Raw genomic sequence first — 18,805 nt, 5'->3', positions numbered from 1 at the left:
GCAAAAACACAAAAGGGGTCACCCGATGTGCCTGATTGTTTTCGCCTGGCGACCGGGCCATGCCCAGCCACTGATCGTCGCGGCCAACCGCGATGAGTTCTACGCCCGCCCCAGCCTGCCGCTGGCCCAGTGGGCGGATGCGCCCCAGGTCTATGCCGGTCGCGATCAGGAGGCCGGGGGCACCTGGCTGGGGGTGAACGCGGATGGGCGCTTTGCCGCCTTGACCAACATCCGCGACCCGCACCAGCCACCGGCACGCAAGTCTCGTGGCGAGCTGGTCGCGCGGTTTCTCATTGGTTCGCTGCCGATTGATGATTATTTGGCCGATGTGAATGGCCGCTCGATTGAATATGCCGGGTTTAACCTGCTGGTGGGCACGCGGGATGAGCTGTGGCACTACAACGCCAATGACACCGAGCCGACGTTGCTGAAGGCTGGGGTGTACGGGTTATCCAATGCCGGGCTGGATACGCCCTGGCCGAAGTTGCTAAAGGCCAAGGCGGCGTTCAGCGCAGTGCTGGAGAACCCCGAGCCGGAGGCCCTATTGGAGATTCTGAGCGACCCGCAGACCGCGCCGTTTGCCGAGCTGCCGGACACCGGCGTAGGCCTGGCGACTGAAAGCCTGCTGTCGAGCGTGTTTATCGCCAGCCCCAGTTACGGGACACGGGCGAGCACGGCGCTGATTGTGAATGCCGATGGGACGCGGCGGATGCTGGAGCGCAGCTTTGGCCCGCACGGGGGGCGGCTGGGTGAGGTGGACCTGATGTTTTAGCGCTGCTTGGACCACCGCTATCGCAGGCAAGCCAGCTCCCACAGGTGAATGCATTCCACAGGTGGGAGCTGGCTTGCCTGCGATGAAGGCGCCTCGGTCTTTGATCGTTCCCACGCTCTGCGTGGAAACGCCTCTTGTGACGCTCTGCGTCACGCTCTAAAAGCCGACGCGGAGCGTCCAGGGCTGCCTTCCCACGCAGAGCGCGGGAACGATCTGCTAGAAGCTCGCTCCTACAGGGTTTTGGCCGAGGCCGGGTTGATCATCCGGGTCAACCCCAGGTTCTTCAACGCCAGTTGCAGCGAGCTGTGGATAACTTGCGGGTTGTCGATGGTCATCAACTCGGCGAGCAAATCCTTGGCCCTGCTCAACTCCACCTGGCGCAGCATCCACTTCACTTTCGGCAAGTTGGTGGCGTTCATCGACAGGCTGTCAAAACCCATCGCCATCAACAGCACCGCCGCCGCGGGGTCGCCGGCCATTTCGCCGCAGATACTCACCGGTTTGCCTTCGGCATGGGCGTCGCGCACCACGTGTTGCAGCGCTTGCAGCACCGCTGGGTGCAGGTAGTCGTAGAGGTCGGCCACCCGTGGGTTGTTACGGTCCACGGCCAGCAGGTACTGGGTCAGGTCGTTGGAGCCCACCGACAGGAAGTCCACCTGCCGCGCCAGTTCCTTGGCCTGGTACACCGCCGCCGGGATTTCGATCATCACCCCAATCGGCGGCATCGGCACATCGGCGCCTTCGTCGCGCACTTCGCCCCAGGCACGGTGGATCAGGTGCAGGGCTTCTTCCAGTTCATGGGTGCCGGAGATCATCGGCAGCAGGATGCGCAGGTTGTTCAAGCCCTCGCTGGCCTTGAGCATGGCGCGGGTCTGGACGAGGAAGATTTCGGGATGGTCGAGGGTAACGCGGATGCCACGCCAGCCAAGGAAGGGGTTGTCTTCCTTGATCGGGAAATAGGACAGTGACTTGTCGCCGCCAATATCCAGGCTGCGCATCGTCACCGGTAACGGGTGGAAGGCTTGCAGTTGCTCGCGATAAATCGCCAGCTGCTCCTTCTCGCTCGGGAAACGCTGGTTGATCATGAACGGCACTTCGGTGCGGTACAGCCCCACCCCTTCGGCACCGCGTTGCTGCGCACGGGCTACATCCGCCAGCAGGCCGGTGTTGACCAGCAGCGGTACGCGGTGGCCATCGGGGGTCACACACGGCAGCTCGCGCAACGAATCCAGGCCCTGGGCCAGTTGCTTCTCTTCTTCCACCACCTCGGCGTATTGCTTGCGCAGCACGTCGCTGGGGTTGGTGAACACCTCGCCGCGATGCCCGTCGACGATCATGTCGATGCCATCGACCTTGGAATACGGCAGGTCTACCAGGCCCATCACCGTCGGGATACCCATGGCCCGGGCCAGGATCGCCACGTGGGAGTTACCCGAACCCAATACCGACACCAGGCCCACCAGCTTGCCTTCAGGCACTTCGCCAAGCTGGGTGGCGGTCAATTCTTCACTGACTAAAATGGTGTTATCGGGGAAGACCATGTTGGTGCTGCGGTCTTCCTGCAAGTACGCCAACAGACGGCGACCCAGGTCGCGCACATCCGACGCCCGCTCGCGCAGGTAGGCGTCGTCCATCATTTCGAAACGGTTGACGTGATCGGTGACCACCTGGCGCAACGCGCCCTGGGCCCACTGGCCGGTCTTGATCACGGTCTTGACTTCGTTACCCAGGGACGCGTCGTCGAGCATCATCTGGTACACGTCGAACAGCGCACGCTCTTCGGGGCGCAGCTGGGTCGCCAGCTTGGTCGACAGGTTGCGCATGTCGGCGCGCACGCCTTCGAGGGCGGTCTTGAACAGTTTGATCTCGGCGTCGATGTCACTGACGCTCTTGTCCGGCACCACATCGAGGTCGGCGGGCGGCAGCATGACCACCGCGGTACCCACCGCAGCGCCTGGCGAACCCGGGACACCGACAAACTTGGCTTCCTGGATACCCTTGCCCTGGCGTCCCAGGCCGCGAATCGAGCCGGTCGCTTCGGCGTGGGCAATAACCCCGGCCAGTTGCGCGCTCATGGTCACCAGGAAGGCTTCTTCGCCTTCGTCGAACTGGCGACGCTCTTTTTGCTGGATGACCAACACGCCGACAACGCGGCGGTGGTGAATGATCGGTGCGCCAAGGAACGAGGCGTAGCGCTCTTCGCCGGTTTCGGCAAAGTAGCGATAACGCGGGTGATCGGCCGCGTTTTCGAGGTTCAGGGGTTCTTCACGCGTCCCCACCAGGCCCACCAGACCTTCATTGGGCGCCATGCTGACCTTGCCGATGGAGCGCTTGTTCAAGCCCTCCGTGGCCATCAGCACAAAACGGTTGGTCTCGGGGTCCAGCAGGTAAACCGAGCAGACCTGGCTGCCCATGGCTTCCTTGACGCGCAACACAATAATCCCCAACGCCGCCTTGAGATCCTTGGCGGAGTTAACTTCCTGGACGATCTTGCGCAGCGTATTGAGCATGGCTCGGGGTCGAACTCCGTCGTCAGTCGCGCGCTAAAAGGCGCGGGGCAAGCTCTTTGAGAGCGCGACGATAAACCTCGCGCTTGAATGTCACCACCTGGCCCAACGGATACCAATAGCTGACCCAGCGCCAGCCATCGAACTCCGGTTTACCGGTCAAATCCATCCGCACCCGCTGCTCGTTGGAGATCAGGCGCAAAAGAAACCATTTCTGCTTCTGGCCGATGCACAGCGGTTGGCTGTGGGTACGCACCAGGCGTTGCGGCAAACGATAGCGCAACCAGCCACGGGTACAGGCCAGAATTTGCACATCTTCGCGCTCAAGGCCGACTTCTTCGTTCAACTCACGGTACAAGGCGTCTTCAGGGGTTTCGTCGGGGTTGATTCCACCTTGAGGAAACTGCCAGGCATCTTGGTTGATTCGGCGAGCCCATAGCACCTGTCCGGCATCATTCGTCAGAATAATGCCGACATTAGGACGGAAACCATCGGGGTCGATCACGGCAACAACCTCGCAAACGCATATCGCCGCATTGTTCCACAAAGGTTGTTCCAGCGGCAACGAGGCTTCTTACCTTATGTGCACTCTTGTGAAAAGACCGTATTCTGGACGCCTTTTTACAGACTTTTCAGCGAGTAACTGCAATGCGCCTGGCCTTATTCGACTTGGACAATACCCTTCTGGGCGGTGACAGCGATCACGCCTGGGGCGATTACCTGTGTGAACGCGGTTTTCTCGACCCGGTGGCCTACAAGGCCCGCAACGATGAGTTCTACCAGGACTACCTGGCCGGCACGCTGGATAACGCCGCCTACTTGAACTTCTGCCTGGAAATCCTCGGCCGCACCGAGATGGCCCAGCTGGACGCGTGGCACAACGACTACATGCGCGACTGCATCGAGCCCATCATGCTCCCCAAGGCCGTCGAGCTGCTGGCCAAGCACCGCGCCGCCGGTGACAAGCTGGTGATCATCACCGCCACCAACCGCTTCGTCACCGCGCCGATTGCCGCACGCCTGGGCGTCGAGACCTTGATCGCCACCGAGTGCGAAATGGTGGACGGCCGCTATACCGGGCGCAGCACTGATGTGCCGTGCTTTCGCGAGGGCAAGGTGACGCGTTTGAACCGTTGGTTGGAAGAAACCGGTTATAGCCTGGAAGACAGCTACTTCTACAGCGATTCGATGAATGATTTGCCGTTGTTGGAGCAGGTGACTCACCCGGTGGCAGTGGATCCGGATCCGAATTTGCGCGCTGAGGCTGAAAAGCGTGGCTGGCCGGTGATTACGCTGCGCAGCTGAGAATGCTATCGCAGGCAAGCCAGCTCCCACATTTTGACCCTGTTCTCATGTTGGAACTCGGTCAAATGTGGGAGCTGGCTTGCCTGCGATAAAGGCGACGCGGTTTCAAACCGGCTTGGCGCCCATGAGCCCTGCAATCGCCACAAACCCCACCAGGCTGACCACCGCCAGCACCAGGGTGAAATTCAGGCTCCCGCCCTCGCCCTTGCGCAGCCGATTGAGCCGCGCCACCAGCCAGAACCAGGCCAGCGCCGCCACGGTGTAGAGGATGCTGGAGCCCAAGATCCAGGTTTGCCCCAATGGCCAGCCGAGCAGGTGCACCAGCCACCAGCCGGTGAACGGCATGCTCACCAGGCATATCCCCATCAGCAGCCATATAAATGCCCAGGGGCGTTGCACGGTCGCAGACGGGCCGGCGCTGCGTTTACGCCACGCCAATACAGCCAGGCCCAGGCCGCTGAGCAGCAGCAATACGGTGGCGGTGATGTGGATCACCTTGAGGGTGGTCAGCGTTTCCATGGTCTCTATTCCTTTTAGGCCGCTCAGTCAGCGTAGTCGCTCAACCGAGGAACAGCTGGTAAGCCGGGTTTTCGCTTTCATCCCAGTACGGGTAACCGATTTGCGCCAACGCGGCAGGCACCAGGTGGCGCTCGTCCGCCGGCACTTGCAAGCCCGCCACCACTCGGCCGTCAGCCGCGCCGTGGTTGCGGTAGTGGAACATCGAGATGTTCCAGCGCCCGCCGAGCTTGTGGAGAAAGTTGAACAACGCCCCCGGTCGCTCCGGAAATTCGAAGCGAAACACCAACTCGTCGCTGACTTTGGCCGCATGCCCACCGACCATATGGCGGATGTGCAACTTGGCCAGTTCGTTCTCGGTGAGGTCCAGCACCGGGAAACCCTGGCTGGTCAGGCTGGCCACCAACGCGCTGCGCGGGTCGTTCTCCGGGTGGGTCTGCACGCCGACGAAGATGTGCGCTTCGCTGCCGGAGTGGTAGCGGTAATTGAATTCGGTGATCTGGCGCTTGCCCACCGCTTCGCAGAAGGCCTTGAAGCTGCCCGGCCGCTCGGGGATGGTCACGGCGATGATGGCCTCACGACCTTCACCCAACTCGGCGCGCTCGGCCACATGGCGCAAACGGTCGAAGTTGACGTTAGCACCCGAGTCGATGGCGACAAAGCTCTGGCCGCTGACGCCACGGGTCTCGACGTACTTTTTGATCCCGGCCACACCCAGCGCACCGGCCGGTTCGGTGATGGAGCGGGTGTCATCGTAGATGTCCTTGATCGCCGCACAGATTTCATCGGTGCTGACGGTGATCACTTCGTCCACATAGTCTTTGCAGATGTCGAAGGTATGCTGGCCGATCTGCGCCACCGCCACGCCATCGGCGAAGATTCCCACAGTCGGCAAAACCACGCGCTCGCCCGCCGCCATGGCGGCTTGCAGGCAGTTGGAGTCGTCCGGCTCCACGCCGATGATCTTGATTTCCGGGCGCAGGTATTTCACATACGCCGCAATCCCGGCGATCAGGCCGCCGCCGCCCACCGGTACGAAAATCGCGTCCAGCGGCCCTGGGTGCTGGCGCAGGATCTCCATCGCCACGGTGCCCTGCCCGGCAATGGTATGCGGATCATCGTAGGGGTGGATGTACACGTAGCCTTTTTCGTCGACCAGCTTGAGCGAGTAGGCCAGGGCTTCCGGGAAGGAATCACCGTGCAACACCACTTTGCCACCACGGGAACGCACGCCTTCGACCTTGATCTCCGGGGTGGTTTTGGGCATCACGATGGTGGCTTTCACCCCCAGCACCTTGGCCGCCAGGGCCAGGCCCTGGGCATGGTTGCCGGCCGACGCGGTGACGACGCCGCGTGCACGTTCTTCGGCACTGAGCTGGGTCAGCTTGTTGTAGGCGCCGCGAATCTTGAACGAGAACACCGGCTGCAAGTCTTCGCGCTTGAGCCAAATTTTGTTACCCAGCCGCTCGGAGAGCTGGCGGGCAGTCTGCAAGGGGGTTTCCACGGCGATGTCGTAAACGCGCGAGGTGAGGATTTTTTTGACGTAGTGTTCAAGCATCGGCAGGCATCTACTTCACGGGTTGGGCAGGGCCAAGGAGTCTAACCCAGCGTTTGGCCGGGCGACCACACGAATCCCGAGGTTTTGTTGGGTTATACTCGCCGCCCTCGTTAATTCCCCGCCCGTTCCGGAGCCCGCATGACCCAGGATCAACTCAAACAGGCAGTGGCCCAGGCCGCTGTCGATTTAATCCTTCCTAAACTCGACGACAAGAGCATCGTCGGTGTCGGCACCGGTTCCACCGCCAACTGCTTTATCGACGCACTGGCCCAGCACAAGGGCGCGTTCGACGGCGCCGTGGCCAGTTCCGAAGCCACCGCTGCCCGCCTCAAGGGCCATGGCATTCCGGTGTACGAGCTCAACACCGTGAGCGACCTGGAGTTCTACGTCGACGGCGCCGATGAAAGCGACGAACACCTGAACCTGATCAAAGGCGGCGGCGCGGCCCTGACCCGCGAGAAGATTGTCGCGGCCGTGGCCAAGACCTTCATTTGCATCGCCGACGCGAGCAAGCTGGTCCCCGTGCTGGGCACGTTCCCACTGCCGGTGGAAGTCATCCCCATGGCCCGCAGCCACGTGGCCCGCGAGCTGGTGAAACTGGGCGGCGACCCGGTGTACCGCGAAGGCGTGTTGACCGATAACGGCAACATCATCCTCGACGTGTTCAATATGCAGATCACCAACCCGGTGGAACTGGAGACGCAGATCAACGCCATTGTGGGCGTGGTCACCAACGGCCTGTTCGCCGCGCGCCCGGCGGATGTATTGCTGCTGGGTACCCCGGAAGGCGTGAAAACCCTCAAAGCCTGACCCTGTGGGAGCCGGGCTTGCCCGCGATGCAGACGACTCGGTGTATCAATGGATACCGAGGCGATGCCATCGCAGGCAAGCCAGCTCCCACATGTGTTAGCGCTCGGCTCTAAAGCGATGTAACAAAAACGCTACTTTTCGCAGCACTCCTCGCCAAAACCGTGCGCTCTGTCACGGCATCCCCTGCCCCGCCTGGTATCCAATCCGTTACAAATTACAGCCACGCGACCCACGCGTTTAACAATGCGCCAATTTGCAGCCGCCCAGGGAATGAGGCGCGCATTGTGCAAAGGGTCTGGGCTTGAACGTCCCCCTCACCTCAAGGAAGACCTTGTGATAAAGCCTCTAGCCCTCGCCATCAGCGTTGCCGGTGCCCTGTTGCCCACCCATAGCCAGGCGTACGATTACGGCCAGCACGCCAACACCACCCTGGAAAAGCTGATCAACGATTACCCTGGCCGTTATCGCGGCACGGCCAATTTTGCCGGGGCAGCCGACTGGATGCAGAGCCAGATGGGCACGGCCTATAACATCAGCCGCCAGGATTTCACCTGGAACAACGGCAGCCGGGCTTCGCAAAACGTGGTGGCCTCTGCCGCTGGCACCAAGGCCCAGTACGTGGTGATTGGCGCGCATTTCGATACCTACTTCGGCCGCCCGACCCTACAAGGCCTGGATGACAACGGTTCCGGCGCCAGCGTGTTGACTGAGGTGGCGAAGAACCTCGGCGGCCTGTCACTGGAAAATGGCCTGCAAATCGTTGGCTTCGGCGCCGAAGAAGAAGGCCTGCGTGGCTCGCGGGCCTTTGTCGACTCACTCAGCGCCAGCCAGCGCGCCAACATGCTCGCGATGATCAACCTCGACAGCCTGATCACCGGTGACATGATGTATGCCCACGCCGGCCAGAACAGCACCGCCAACCCGGCCTTGGCCTCCTTGCGCGAGCACACCTTCCAGATCGCCAAGGAGTTGAACATCCCACTGTTCAGCAACCCCGGCCTCGACCCGCAGTACCCGAAGGGCACTGGCTGCTGCAGCGATGGTGAAGCGTTCGAACCGCTGAATATCCCGATCCTTTATATAGAGGCCACCAACTGGGAACTGGGCGACCTGGACGGCTACACCCAGACCGACAACCCGAAAATCCCCGGCGGCTCGACCTGGCACGACCCCACCGAAGACAACAAAGCCGTGCTGACCGATGCATTCGGCCAGGCGCGCATCGACCAGCGCCTGCGTGACTATTCACGCCTGCTCAGCCGCCTGGTGCTGGAACTGACCAACGCCGACCTGATGGCCTCGACCGCTTCCGGCGGTGCCGTTGCGCGCAATATGCAAGACAACCTGCAACGCCAGCATCAGGCCCTGGTACGCCTGCATGATCGCCGCTGGCTGACCCTGCAAGCGGCCAGCCGCGAGGTGGGCAGCTTTGATGGCGAGATCGGCGTGGATGGCGAATACAACCCGGACAGCGGCTTCGACAGCGCCCCCAACCCCGAAGCCCGGCGCCTGGGCCTGCATGCTCTCGGCGACTACCAACTGACTTCAAGCCTGAATATCGGCGCCAGCCTCAGCTACCTCAATGGGCGCGACAAACTGGAGCATCGCGGCAAGCTCGACAGCGACACCTGGCAGGCAGCCGTCTATGCACTGCTCAACGATGGTGGGCCAAGCTGGCTGGCCGGTGACCTGAGCGTGGGCCACACGCGCTTCGATTCCAAGCGCAACCTGGTCATCCAGGCCAATGGCGGGCCGATCCTGCTCAACCAGCAACTGACGGGCGACACCGACGCCCTGGCGCTGGGCGCACGGGTGCTGGGTGGCTATGACTTTGACTTTGGCGCGATCAAGAGCGGGCCGTTCGCCGGCCTGGACTACAGCCATTACCGTATCGACAAGCTCCACGAAAAGCAGAACCTGCGCACAGCCCTGGAGTACGAAGAGCAGTCTTTCGACTCCCTGGAAGCCAGCCTCGGCTGGCGCGTACGCGGCGCTGTTGCCCTGCCCTATGGTCTGAACCTGATGCCCTACGGCGACATCGCCTGGGTAAAGGAATTGGCCGATGGCCGCCTGGACGACTTGCAGCTTACCGCACGCGCCGATGGCCAGGCCCGCACCGCCAGGCTGGGCTCAGTGGATAAGAGCTTTGCTCGTGCACAACTCGGCAGCCAACTGGCGATCACCCCACAGTTGGGCGTGTTTGCCGAGGTCAATGGCCGCCTCGGGCATGCTGAAGGCAGCCAGACCGGTTATTCGCTGGGTGTGCAGTGGATGTTCTGATCAGGGTTTCTTGAACACGTAAAACAGGTTGGGCTCGCTGACCATGTACAGCGTGCCGTCGTCATCCATGGCGATCCCTTCGGCCTGGGGCACGCGCTTGCTCAGGCCATGGCGCCCTTTAAGCAACGACAGACTGCTTAGAGGGCGACCATCAATATCCAGCTCCAAGACCAGGAACGACTCATCCGACAGCGCCAACAGATGGCCGCTGCGCTCGTCGTATTGCAAGCTCGACAGGTCGCGCACAAACAGCCCGGCATCGCGCTTGGGGTTGTTGATCACATGCACCGAATAGGTTTTTTCCGGCTTGAAATGGGGAAACCCGTGCACCTCGTAGATCAGCATGGGGTCGCGTTCCTTGGCCACGAACAAGCGCTTGCCCACCGAATCGTAGGCCAACCCTTCAAAGCCCTTGTTGCCGCCGACGTGCACGCCCAGGGTCATTTGCTCCGCATCGGCGGCGTCGAGGAATGTGGTGTCTTCGTCCACATGCACTTTGATCAAGCGCTGCTGGCGCTCATCGCTGATGACGTAGATGTTGTCGCTGATAAATTCCACCGCTTCGGCATCGCCAAAGCCCACCAGGGGAATGCGCCGCAGGATCTTGCCCTCCAGCGACAACTCGACCAGTTCGGCGTTTTTATTGGTGACGGTAAACAGGCTTTTGCGCACGGGGTCGTAGGTCAGGGCCGAGACATCGTCGTCGAGCCCTTCGATCACCTGGCCTTCGAGGGTGACACGGTAGTCCGCCAGGCCAATGGCGCGCTCATCCGCAGGCTGGTACCACACCCGCCAGTTGAACCAGGCGCGTTCGAACAGACGGAACTGCTGTGCCACCAGCCCGGCAGCGACCAAGGCGAGCAATAGCAAGATAAAAACAGCAGGTTTGGGGCGGGCAAGTCGACGCATCGGGGCGGGCTCAGAGAAAAAACTGGCGAATAGATATCAAGGTCACCTGAATTTAAACTTAAACGCACCGGACTGTCTGGCGAATGACGTTTATAAAGAAAAGTCTGACGTAATCCGTCAGTTATTTCTGCTTTTCAAAGCGATAGAACAGGTTTGGCTCACTGACCATGTACAGGTTGCCGCTCTCGTCCATGGTCACGCCTTCGGCACGTGGGATCGTGTCTTTCAGGCCATTGAAGCCGCCAAGCAAGGTCATGAAGCTGACTTGCTCGCCCGTTTCATCCAGCTCCAGCAGCAGGTGGGAATCGGCCGACAGCACCAGCAAATGCCCGGTACGTGGGTCGATGGACAAAGCCGAGAGGTTACGCACATCCAGTTCGGTGCTGGCCAGTTTCTGCTTGTCGCCGGTCAGGGTGTTGCCATCGCTTTTCCAGGTGAACAAGGCCGGCGGGCGCTCTTCGCCCAGCACCAGTTGCTGGTTACGCTTGTCCCAGGTGACGGCTTCAAAGGCTTTGTTCTGGTCTTTGGACGGGCCCAGGTCATGGCTGGGGAAATCGGCTTTGTTCAGCGCGGTGGTGCTGGCGTCCACCTTGACCACGGTGAGGCTGTGATCGCGCTCATCGACCACGGCCATCAAGCCGTTTTCCATCACCGCCACGCCTTCCGGATTGTTCCAGCCGTTGAGCGGCATTTTGCGCAACACATCGCCTTGCAGGCTCAGCTCGACCAGGAAGGGGTTCTTGCCCATCACCGAAAACAGGGTTTTGGTCTGGGGGTTGTAAGACAGGTCTGATGCCTCGTCCTTCTCCATACCGGGCAGCAACTTGGCGTCGATCACCGCGTGATAGTCGGGCAGCCACACACTTTCGCGGCGCTCGGCCGAACTCTCGAAACGTTCCAGCACCCACAGCAGGCCGCGATCGTCCCAGTGCATGGCCCAGGCGATGCCATACAAAATGGCACCGGCCAAAAATACCCAGGAATACCAGCGCATGGACAAGCGTGAGCGGAGCGAGGTTTTCGAAGTGGGCAGAGGCACGACCATTGAGCGCTTTTCCGGAAAGTGAGCTGTAGGGGATAGCACAGGATTCAAGGACCCGCGCGCAAGAGCAGGGAATTATCCGGATGGCGTGTGAAAAAAATGCAAAAGCAAGGATTCAGGATGTAATGAAGAGCCAATGTGGGAGCGGGCTTGCTCGCGAATGCGGTGGTCCAGTCGTTGATGCATTGACTGACACTGCGCATTCGCGAGCAAGCCCGCTCCCACAGTTTGATCGCAGTTTGCCTGCTACTTAGCGCACAACGCTTTCGAAGCGATTCACACCCGCCAGCTCAAGCACCACTTCATCCCCCACATTCAACGGGCCAACGCCCGCCGGGGTGCCGGTCAGGATCACGTCGCCCGCTTGCAGGGAGAAGCAACCCGCCATGTACTGGATCATCGGCACAATCGGGTTGAGCATCTGCGCGCTGTTGCCGTCCTGGCGCACTTCGCCGTTGATGCTCAGGCGAATGCCGATATCGGCCATGTCCGCAAAGGTACTGCTGACCACGAAGGGCGCAATCACCGCTGCGCCATCGAACGACTTGGCAATTTCCCACGGCAGGCCCTTGGCTTTGAGCTCGGCCTGCTTGTCACGCAGGGTCAGGTCCAGGGCCGGGGCGAAGCCGGAGATGGCGTCCAGCACTTCTTCCCGGCTCGGCTTGGCGGACAAAGGCTTGCCGATCAACACGGCGATTTCCGCTTCGTAGTGCACCGAACCGCGTTCGGTCGGTATGGCAAAACCGCCTTCCAACGGCACCACGCAGCTGCCCGGCTTGATGAACAGCAGCGGCTCGGTGGGCACCGGGTTGTCCAGTTCCTTGGCGTGTTCGGCGTAGTTACGCCCGATGCACACCACTTTACCCACCGGGAAGTGGATGTTGGTGCCGTCGACATACTTGTGCTGGTAGCTCATGGAACGACTCCTTCAGGTGCGGTTAAACAGCGAAGATCTTGCCGGGGTTCATGATCCCGTTAGGGTCGAACACGGCTTTGACGGCCTTCATGTATTCGATTTCAACCGGTGAACGGCTGTAGGTCAGGTAATCGCGCTTGGTCATGCCCACGCCGTGCTCGGCGGAGATCGAGCCGTTGTACTTGGCGACGGTCTCGAATACCCACTTGTTCACGGTGGCGCACTTGGCGAAAAACTCATCCTTGCTCAGGTTTTCCGGCTTGAGGATGTTCAGGTGCAGGTTGCCGTCGCCGATATGGCCGAACCAGACAATTTCGAAGTCCGGGTAGTGTTCGCCGACGATCTCGTCAATTTCGCTCAGGAAGGCCGGCACTTTCGAAACGGTCACCGAGATGTCGTTCTTGTACGGCGTCCAGTGGGAAATGGTTTCGGAGATGTATTCACGCAGCTTCCACAGGTTGTGCAGCTGGGTTTCGCTCTGGCTCATCACGCCATCCAGCACCCAGCCCTGTTCCACACAATGTTCGAAGGTTTCCAGGGCGTGGTTGGCGACTTCTTCGGTGGTGGCTTCGAATTCCAGCAGGGCGTAGAACGGGCACTCGGTTTCGAACGGCGCCGGCACATCGCCACGGCCGAGGACTTTGGCCAGGGCCTTGTCGGAGAAGAACTCGAAGGCGGTCAGGTCCAGCTTGCTCTGGAAGGCGTGCAGCACCGGCATGATCGAATCGAAATCAGTCGTGCCGAGCACCATTGCGGTGAGGTTTTTTGGCGCACGGTCCAGGCGCATGGTGGCTTCGACCACAAAGCCCAAGGTGCCCTCGGCACCGATAAACAGCTGGCGCATGTCGTAGCCGGTGGCATTCTTGATCAGGTCGCGGTTCAGCTCCAGCACATCGCCTTTGCCAGTGACGACCTTCATGCCGGCCACCCAGTTGCGGGTCATACCATAGCGAATTACTTTGATCCCGCCGGCATTGGTGCCGATATTGCCGCCAATCTGGCTGGAACCGGACGAGGCGAAGTCCACCGGGTAATACAGGCCGTTTTCTTCAGCGACGTTCTGCAACTGCTTGGTGACCACACCCGGCTGGCACACGGCGGTGCGGTCGGTGAGGTTCACGTCGAGGATCTGGTTCATATAGTCGAACGACACCACCACTTCGCCATTGGCGGCCACGGCAGCCGCCGACAGGCCGGTGCGCCCACCCGATGGCACCAGCGCCACCTTGTGTTCATTGGCCCAGCGTACGATGGCCTGCACCTGCTCGGTGGTCTTGGGGAACACGATGGCGGTGGGTGCGGGGGCGAAGTGCTTGGTCCAATCCTTGCCGTAAGCCTCCAGGGAGTCGGCATCGGTCAGCACTTTGCCGGGCTCAACCAGGGTCTTTAGCTCATCAATCAGGGCAGGATGGGTCATCGACAGAACTCTCGAACAATTCATGGTCATCCTGAGAACGCTTCACGTCGCAGGAATAGGTGTTTAGCGGGGTGCGTATGCTAGCATACCGCCCCCGCAGGACAGACCCAAAGGGCGTTTCTGCGGTGACGGCTTTCCTGCCGTCCGGGTCAGCTTAAGCGATCCGATTCCCTGCCATTTTTCTCCGGGATACAGGTTTACGCAGATGAGCAAGACTTCTCTCGATAAGAGCAAGATCAAGTTCCTTCTTCTGGAAGGCGTCCACCCATCGGCTGTCGACGTTCTGAAAGCCGCCGGGTACACCAGCATTGAGTACATCACCAGTTCTCTGCCGGAAGCCCAGCTCAAGGAAAAGATCGCCGACGCGCACTTTATCGGCATTCGCTCCCGCACTCAGCTGACCGAAGAGATCTTCGACCACGCCAAGAAACTCGTGGCTGTCGGCTGTTTCTGCATCGGCACCAACCAGGTCGACCTCAATGCAGCGCGCGAGCGCGGCATCGCGGTGTTCAACGCACCGTACTCCAACACCCGTTCCGTTGCGGAGCTGGTGCTGGCCGAGGCCATCCTGCTGCTGCGCGGTATCCCTGAGAAGAACGCTTCCTGCCACCGTGGCGGCTGGATCAAGAGCGCGGCCAACTCCTTCGAAATCCGCGGCAAGAAGCTGGGTATCGTCGGTTACGGTTCGATCGGCACGCAATTGTCGGTATTGGCTGAAGGCCTGGGCATGCAGGTGTTCTTCTACGACACCCTGACCAAGCTGCCATTGGGCAACGCCACCCAAGTGGCCAGCCTGACCGAGCTGCTGGGCATGTCCGACATCGTCACCCTGCACGTTCCGGAAACGGCCGAGACTCAGTGGATGATCGGCGAGAAGGAAATCCGCGCCATCAAGAAAGGCGGGATCCTGATCAACGCCGCACGCGGCACCGTGGTCGAACTGGACGCCCTGGCCGACGCGATCAAGGACAAGCACCTGATCGGCGCTGCCATCGACGTGTTCCCGGTGGAGCCACGCTCCAACGATGACATCTTCGAAAGCCCGCTGCGTGGCCTGGACAACGTGATCCTGACCCCGCATATCGGCGGCTCCACCGCTGAAGCCCAAGCCAATATCGGCCTGGAAGTCTCGGAAAAGCTGGTCAAGTACAGCGACAACGGTACCTCGGTATCGTCGGTCAACTTCCCGGAAGTGGCCCTGCCAGCTCACCCGGGCAAGCACCGCCTGCTGCACATCCACCAGAACATCCCTGGCGTGATGATGGAGATCAACAAGGTCTTCGCGGAAAACGGCATCAACATCTCCGGTCAGTTCCTGCAGACCAACGAGAAGGTCGGCTACGTGGTGATCGACGTCGACGCCGAGTACTCGGACCTGGCGCAAGAGAAGCTGCAGCACATCAACGGCACGATTCGTAGCCGCGTGTTGTTCTAGTAGGAGCGAGCTTGCTCGCGAAGAACGTCAACGATGACGCGTTTAACCTGATTAAACGCGGCGCCCTTGGGATTTTCGCGAGCAAGCTCGCTCCTACCAATAAAAAACGGGAGCCCCGCAAAGGGCTCCCGTTTTTTATTTGACGTTAACAGTGATCACTTTCGATGCAACAGTGGGTTCGAACTGGCGATGCACGTTGTCGCCGGCCACCAGTTGCAGGGTGTGCTTGCCTGGCGTCAGGGTCAGCTCGGTTTCGGTTTGCGCCTTGCCGAAGTGAATCGAGGTAGGCGTGGCCGGGATCGCCTCGTTAGCGTTGAGCGCCCCCACTTCCTGGTCTACCAGCAGGTGGTGGTGACCGGCGTTAGGCACTTGCTTGTCGATCGGCTCCAGGTCCAGCTTCTTGACGCCGAATTTGACGGTGAAGGTTTTATCAACGGTGGCGCCATCTTTCGGCGAGACGATAAACACTTCCGCGCCTTCAGGTGCAGGTGTACGCGGAAGGTCTGCGGCGCTGGCCAACATCGAGGTACCCAGCAAAAGGCTGGCAATCGTTGCACGGGACAAAAGGGCTTTCATTCGCTTCTCCAGTTTTTCGGTGAAATCTGTAGGGTTATGACAACTTCGCGATAAATTGCGGTCCAAGGCACCCGACACCATAACAAAACGTTGCTGAACGGCGCCTCGCCTGTACGAATTCTTTAGGAGTGACCATGCGCTTTTCGCCTGGCCTGTTGCTGTTGCTTCCTCTTCTGAGCCCCTTGGCTCATGCCGAACTGATTGACGACGTTAACGATCGCGGTGAACTGCGCATCGCCCTGGAAGCCAACACCCCGCCGTACAATTTCAAAGAGGGCGACAAACTCGCCGGCTTTGAAGTGGAGCTGGGTGAACTGCTGGCCAAGGAGATGGAGGTGCGCTCCTCGTTTATTACCACCGATAACGCGGACCTGCTGTCCGGTGTGGAAACCGGCAAGTACGACGTGGCCATTAACCATATGTCTATGACTGCCGAGCTTGAGGATCGTTTCGATTTCAGTGAGCCTTACCACCAGAAGCCGGCATTGGCGATCCCGTTCCAGAAGGGCAACCCGGCGTTCAAGACCAGTTTGAACGGGGCGTTGAAGCGGGTTAAGGACGATGGCCGGTTGAAGGCGCTGGCGCAGAAATGGCTCAAGGTGCAATAAAATGTGGGAGCTGGCTTGCCTGCGATAGCGGTCTGTCAGTTACACATAAGGTGCTGATACACCGCTATCGCAGGCAAGCCAGCTCCCACACTTGATCTGTTTAAACTTCTTAAAGCTGCGTGAGGGCAATCGCCGCCTGTGGCAACTCCAACTCACTGAACACCTGCACACCATGGCGTTTGAGCAGCGCCGCCGTGACGCCTTCGCCACTGACCTTCACCCCACTGAAGGTGCCGTCATAGGTCAACAGGTTGCCGCAGGATGGGCTGTTGGCCTTGAGAATGGCGATGCGGATGTGATGGCGTTGCACCAGCGCCAAGGCCTGGCGGGCACCGTCGAGAAAGGCGCTGGTGAAGTCTTCGCCCTCGGCCGTCAGCACCTGGGCGCGGCCTTCCCACACGTCGATGCCCTGCCCGCCTGGGATTTCGGCCGATGACCGCGGTGTGGGCAAGCCGCCCGCCACTTCCGGGCAGATGGCAACCACGCGACCTTCAGCTTGCCACGCTGCCAGTTGGTCGAACGGGCCGCTGGCCCCGCCGTCATAACGCACTTTGTGCCCGAGCAGGCAGCGGCTGACCAGAATCTTTTCCATGTTTAAAACGGCTCGTTGCCCCGCCGGCGAAACCAGCCCGTCAAGGACAGGCGTTCACGCGTAGCGGGCAGGACTTCGTGGGGCACCTCGCCCGACAGGAATACCACCAGGCAACCCCCGGCAGGCACCACGTCATACTCGACGCCGCCCTTGAGGTACATGCGCAGTTGGCCGCCATGCTCGGGCAGCCAGGCGTCGTTCAAGTAAATCACCGCCGAGACCATGCGCCGGTCGTCGTCGCGAAAACGGTCTACATGCTTGAGGTAAAACGCCCCCGGCGGGTACATCGCAAAGTGGCTTTCGAAATCTTCCAGGCCCAGGAACAGGCTGCGATTCATCGCCAGGCGCAGGCCGTCCATCACGCCCATATAGGTGTCGCAGATAGGCGCGTCACCCTCCTCCAGCCACTGGATATGGTCACCGCGAATGCCTTCGCGAATCTCCTGGGCCGGCCCACGCCCTACCGCTGCGGGCGCCAATTCACCCTGCGCCGCACGTTTACGGCACTCAGCCGCCAGCTCCAGGGTCAGAGCCTGGGGCAGGAAGCCATTTTGCTGCGACCAGCCTTTTTCGGCCAGGTCGTCGACGATGCGTTGCAGCAGCGGGTGATCGAGGGGTATTTGCATGGCGCGCATAGTATCCATACGCCTGAAAATCCGACAGCGCCGTTGAGCGTCCGAATACACTTTAGTCAGGTGACTGATAGGACTTCTCGACAAATCCTACGCCCGACACGGACAATAGTGGCCGACTGACAGGAGTCCTTATGCGTCGTTTGTTTTTTTCTGTGTTGATGTTCTGCGTTTTGCCCGCCTGGGCAGACGGCCATGACCAGTTGTATAAGGTCGCCGGCTGGGCCGAACAACGTGCGCACTTCAATGACGCCCTCAGTGCCGCCCAGCAGCGCTACCGCAATAGCCTGCCGCCAGTGGTGTACCAGGCGCTGGTGGACAACAGCAATAAACGCTTTGCCGCCCAGGCCATGGACCAGCGTGCCGAGGCGCAACTGCGCAAGCACTTGCCCGACCCGAAACCTGCCCTGGCGTTTTTCCAATCGCCCCTGGGCCGCAAGATTGTCGCCGCCGAGTTGCTGGCCACGCGCCGCGACCAATTGGCGAAAAACGCCCAGGGCCTGCCCAAACTCGAAGCCGATGCCACCCGCAGCCTGATCATCGGCCACCTGGCCCAGGCCCTGCCTGCCCGCGAGGCCGGTGCCGAGGTCAGCCTGGCGATTGCGGGCGTGGCGGCCGACAGCTTGAGCCAGATGATCCCCGGCTTGCTAGGCGGTGGCCAGGCACAAGGCATGTTGAATGGCCAGCGCGAGCGGCTGATGCAGCAGATCGACAAGGATTTGAACAATACCTTGCTGTATGTCTATCGGGATTTGTCCGACCCGGAGCTGGAAGAGTTCGCCACCTTTGCCGAGTCGCCGGAGGGCAAGGCGTATTACCAGGCTGCCCTTGCCGCCATTCGCGCAGGGCTTGCCGTTGGCCAGAGCACCTCAAGCCTGACGCAGTAAACCCTGTGGGAGCTGGCTTGCCTGCGATTGCGATCTGTCAGTT

18 protein-coding genes are annotated in these 18,805 nt (G+C 60.7%); 7 read left to right on the top strand and 11 right to left on the bottom strand.

The annotated features are described in order from the left end of the window. The first annotated feature begins 25 nt into the window (after nt 1–25). Nucleotides 26–772: an NRDE family protein gene (locus tag TX24_RS09530; RefSeq protein WP_057710228.1), complete on the top strand. Its 747-nt coding sequence runs from the start codon at nt 26–28 to the stop codon at nt 770–772. A gap of 230 nt (nt 773–1,002) precedes the next feature. Here the strand turns inward: TX24_RS09530 and ptsP are convergent, their stop codons facing one another. Both ptsP and TX24_RS09520 read right to left on the bottom strand, forming a co-directional pair. Further along, nucleotides 1,003–3,282 carry a phosphoenolpyruvate--protein phosphotransferase gene (ptsP, locus tag TX24_RS09525; RefSeq protein ID WP_003195193.1) on the bottom strand — a complete coding sequence of 760 codons (2,280 nt, stop codon included), beginning with the start codon at nt 3,280–3,282 and terminating at the stop codon, nt 1,003–1,005. A gap of 22 nt (nt 3,283–3,304) precedes the next feature. Continuing rightward, a complete protein-coding gene (locus tag TX24_RS09520; protein ID WP_003176750.1) occupies nt 3,305–3,784 on the bottom strand; it encodes an RNA pyrophosphohydrolase in 480 nt (159 codons plus the stop codon). A gap of 143 nt (nt 3,785–3,927) precedes the next feature. On the opposite strand from TX24_RS09520, the gene TX24_RS09515 reads away from it, so the two are divergent. Next, a complete protein-coding gene (locus TX24_RS09515; RefSeq protein ID WP_057710227.1) occupies nt 3,928–4,584 on the top strand; it encodes a histidinol-phosphatase in 657 nt (218 codons plus the stop codon). Nucleotides 4,585–4,689: 105 nt separating this feature from the next. On the opposite strand, the gene TX24_RS09510 is transcribed toward TX24_RS09515, so the two are convergent. Together TX24_RS09510 and ilvA are read right to left on the bottom strand one after the other, a co-directional pair. Continuing rightward, entirely contained in the window at nt 4,690–5,103 is a 414-nt protein-coding gene (locus TX24_RS09510; protein ID WP_034134006.1) for a DUF2269 family protein, read from the bottom strand. Between the two features lie 40 nt (nt 5,104–5,143). Continuing rightward, nucleotides 5,144–6,658 (bottom strand): threonine ammonia-lyase, biosynthetic, encoded by a 1,515-nt coding sequence (gene ilvA, locus TX24_RS09505; protein WP_003195199.1) that lies wholly within the window; start codon nt 6,656–6,658, stop codon nt 5,144–5,146. A 138-nt stretch (nt 6,659–6,796) separates the two neighbouring features. Between ilvA and rpiA the strand changes: the two genes are divergently transcribed. Both rpiA and TX24_RS09495 read left to right on the top strand, forming a co-directional pair. Beyond that, nucleotides 6,797–7,468: a ribose-5-phosphate isomerase RpiA gene (gene rpiA, locus TX24_RS09500; protein WP_003195201.1), complete on the top strand. Its 672-nt coding sequence runs from the start codon at nt 6,797–6,799 to the stop codon at nt 7,466–7,468. 333 nt (nt 7,469–7,801) lie between these two features. Beyond that, nucleotides 7,802–9,748: an autotransporter domain-containing protein gene (locus TX24_RS09495; RefSeq protein ID WP_057710226.1), complete on the top strand. Its 1,947-nt coding sequence runs from the start codon at nt 7,802–7,804 to the stop codon at nt 9,746–9,748. On the opposite strand, the gene TX24_RS09490 is transcribed toward TX24_RS09495, so the two are convergent. From TX24_RS09490 to TX24_RS09475, 4 genes are all read right to left on the bottom strand, one after another. Continuing rightward, nucleotides 9,749–10,657: an SdiA-regulated domain-containing protein gene (locus TX24_RS09490; RefSeq protein ID WP_057710225.1), complete on the bottom strand. Its 909-nt coding sequence runs from the start codon at nt 10,655–10,657 to the stop codon at nt 9,749–9,751. Between the two features lie 121 nt (nt 10,658–10,778). Then, nucleotides 10,779–11,702: an SdiA-regulated domain-containing protein gene (locus TX24_RS09485; protein WP_003195207.1), complete on the bottom strand. Its 924-nt coding sequence runs from the start codon at nt 11,700–11,702 to the stop codon at nt 10,779–10,781. Nucleotides 11,703–11,949: 247 nt separating this feature from the next. Further along, nucleotides 11,950–12,615, bottom strand: coding sequence for a fumarylacetoacetate hydrolase family protein (locus TX24_RS09480; protein WP_034134009.1), 666 nt, complete (start codon nt 12,613–12,615; stop codon nt 11,950–11,952). Between the two features lie 22 nt (nt 12,616–12,637). Further along, nucleotides 12,638–14,032 (bottom strand): FAD-binding oxidoreductase, encoded by a 1,395-nt coding sequence (locus TX24_RS09475; protein WP_057710224.1) that lies wholly within the window; start codon nt 14,030–14,032, stop codon nt 12,638–12,640. Between the two features lie 205 nt (nt 14,033–14,237). On the opposite strand from TX24_RS09475, the gene serA reads away from it, so the two are divergent. Further along, the gene (gene serA / locus TX24_RS09470) at nt 14,238–15,467 is read left to right on the top strand and encodes a phosphoglycerate dehydrogenase (RefSeq protein WP_003195214.1); all 1,230 of its coding nucleotides are present in this window, start codon (nt 14,238–14,240) and stop codon (nt 15,465–15,467) included. Between the two features lie 135 nt (nt 15,468–15,602). Here the strand turns inward: serA and TX24_RS09465 are convergent, their stop codons facing one another. After that, nucleotides 15,603–16,043, bottom strand: coding sequence for a DUF4399 domain-containing protein (locus tag TX24_RS09465; protein ID WP_003195216.1), 441 nt, complete (start codon nt 16,041–16,043; stop codon nt 15,603–15,605). Between the two features lie 134 nt (nt 16,044–16,177). On the opposite strand from TX24_RS09465, the gene TX24_RS09460 reads away from it, so the two are divergent. Next, a complete protein-coding gene (locus TX24_RS09460) occupies nt 16,178–16,651 on the top strand; it encodes a transporter substrate-binding domain-containing protein (RefSeq protein ID WP_057710223.1) in 474 nt (157 codons plus the stop codon). A 109-nt stretch (nt 16,652–16,760) separates the two neighbouring features. Here TX24_RS09460 and TX24_RS09455 read toward each other — a convergent pair whose 3' ends face one another. Both TX24_RS09455 and TX24_RS09450 read right to left on the bottom strand, forming a co-directional pair. Further along, the gene (locus tag TX24_RS09455; protein ID WP_057710222.1) at nt 16,761–17,243 is read right to left on the bottom strand and encodes a 2-thiouracil desulfurase family protein; all 483 of its coding nucleotides are present in this window, start codon (nt 17,241–17,243) and stop codon (nt 16,761–16,763) included. A 2-nt stretch (nt 17,244–17,245) separates the two neighbouring features. Beyond that, nucleotides 17,246–17,878, bottom strand: coding sequence for a 2OG-Fe(II) oxygenase (locus TX24_RS09450; protein ID WP_057710221.1), 633 nt, complete (start codon nt 17,876–17,878; stop codon nt 17,246–17,248). Nucleotides 17,879–18,009: 131 nt separating this feature from the next. Here TX24_RS09450 and TX24_RS09445 point away from each other — a divergent pair, with 131 nt between their 5' ends. Beyond that, a complete protein-coding gene (locus tag TX24_RS09445) occupies nt 18,010–18,762 on the top strand; it encodes a DUF2059 domain-containing protein (protein WP_003195224.1) in 753 nt (250 codons plus the stop codon). Nucleotides 18,763–18,805: the final 43 nt, after the last annotated feature.

This window comes from Pseudomonas lactis, assembly GCF_001439845.1.
Taxonomy (GTDB): domain Bacteria; phylum Pseudomonadota; class Gammaproteobacteria; order Pseudomonadales; family Pseudomonadaceae; genus Aquipseudomonas; species Aquipseudomonas lactis.
Note: the sequence above shows the minus strand (reverse complement) of the source record. Positions and strands in the feature narration are given on the sequence as shown.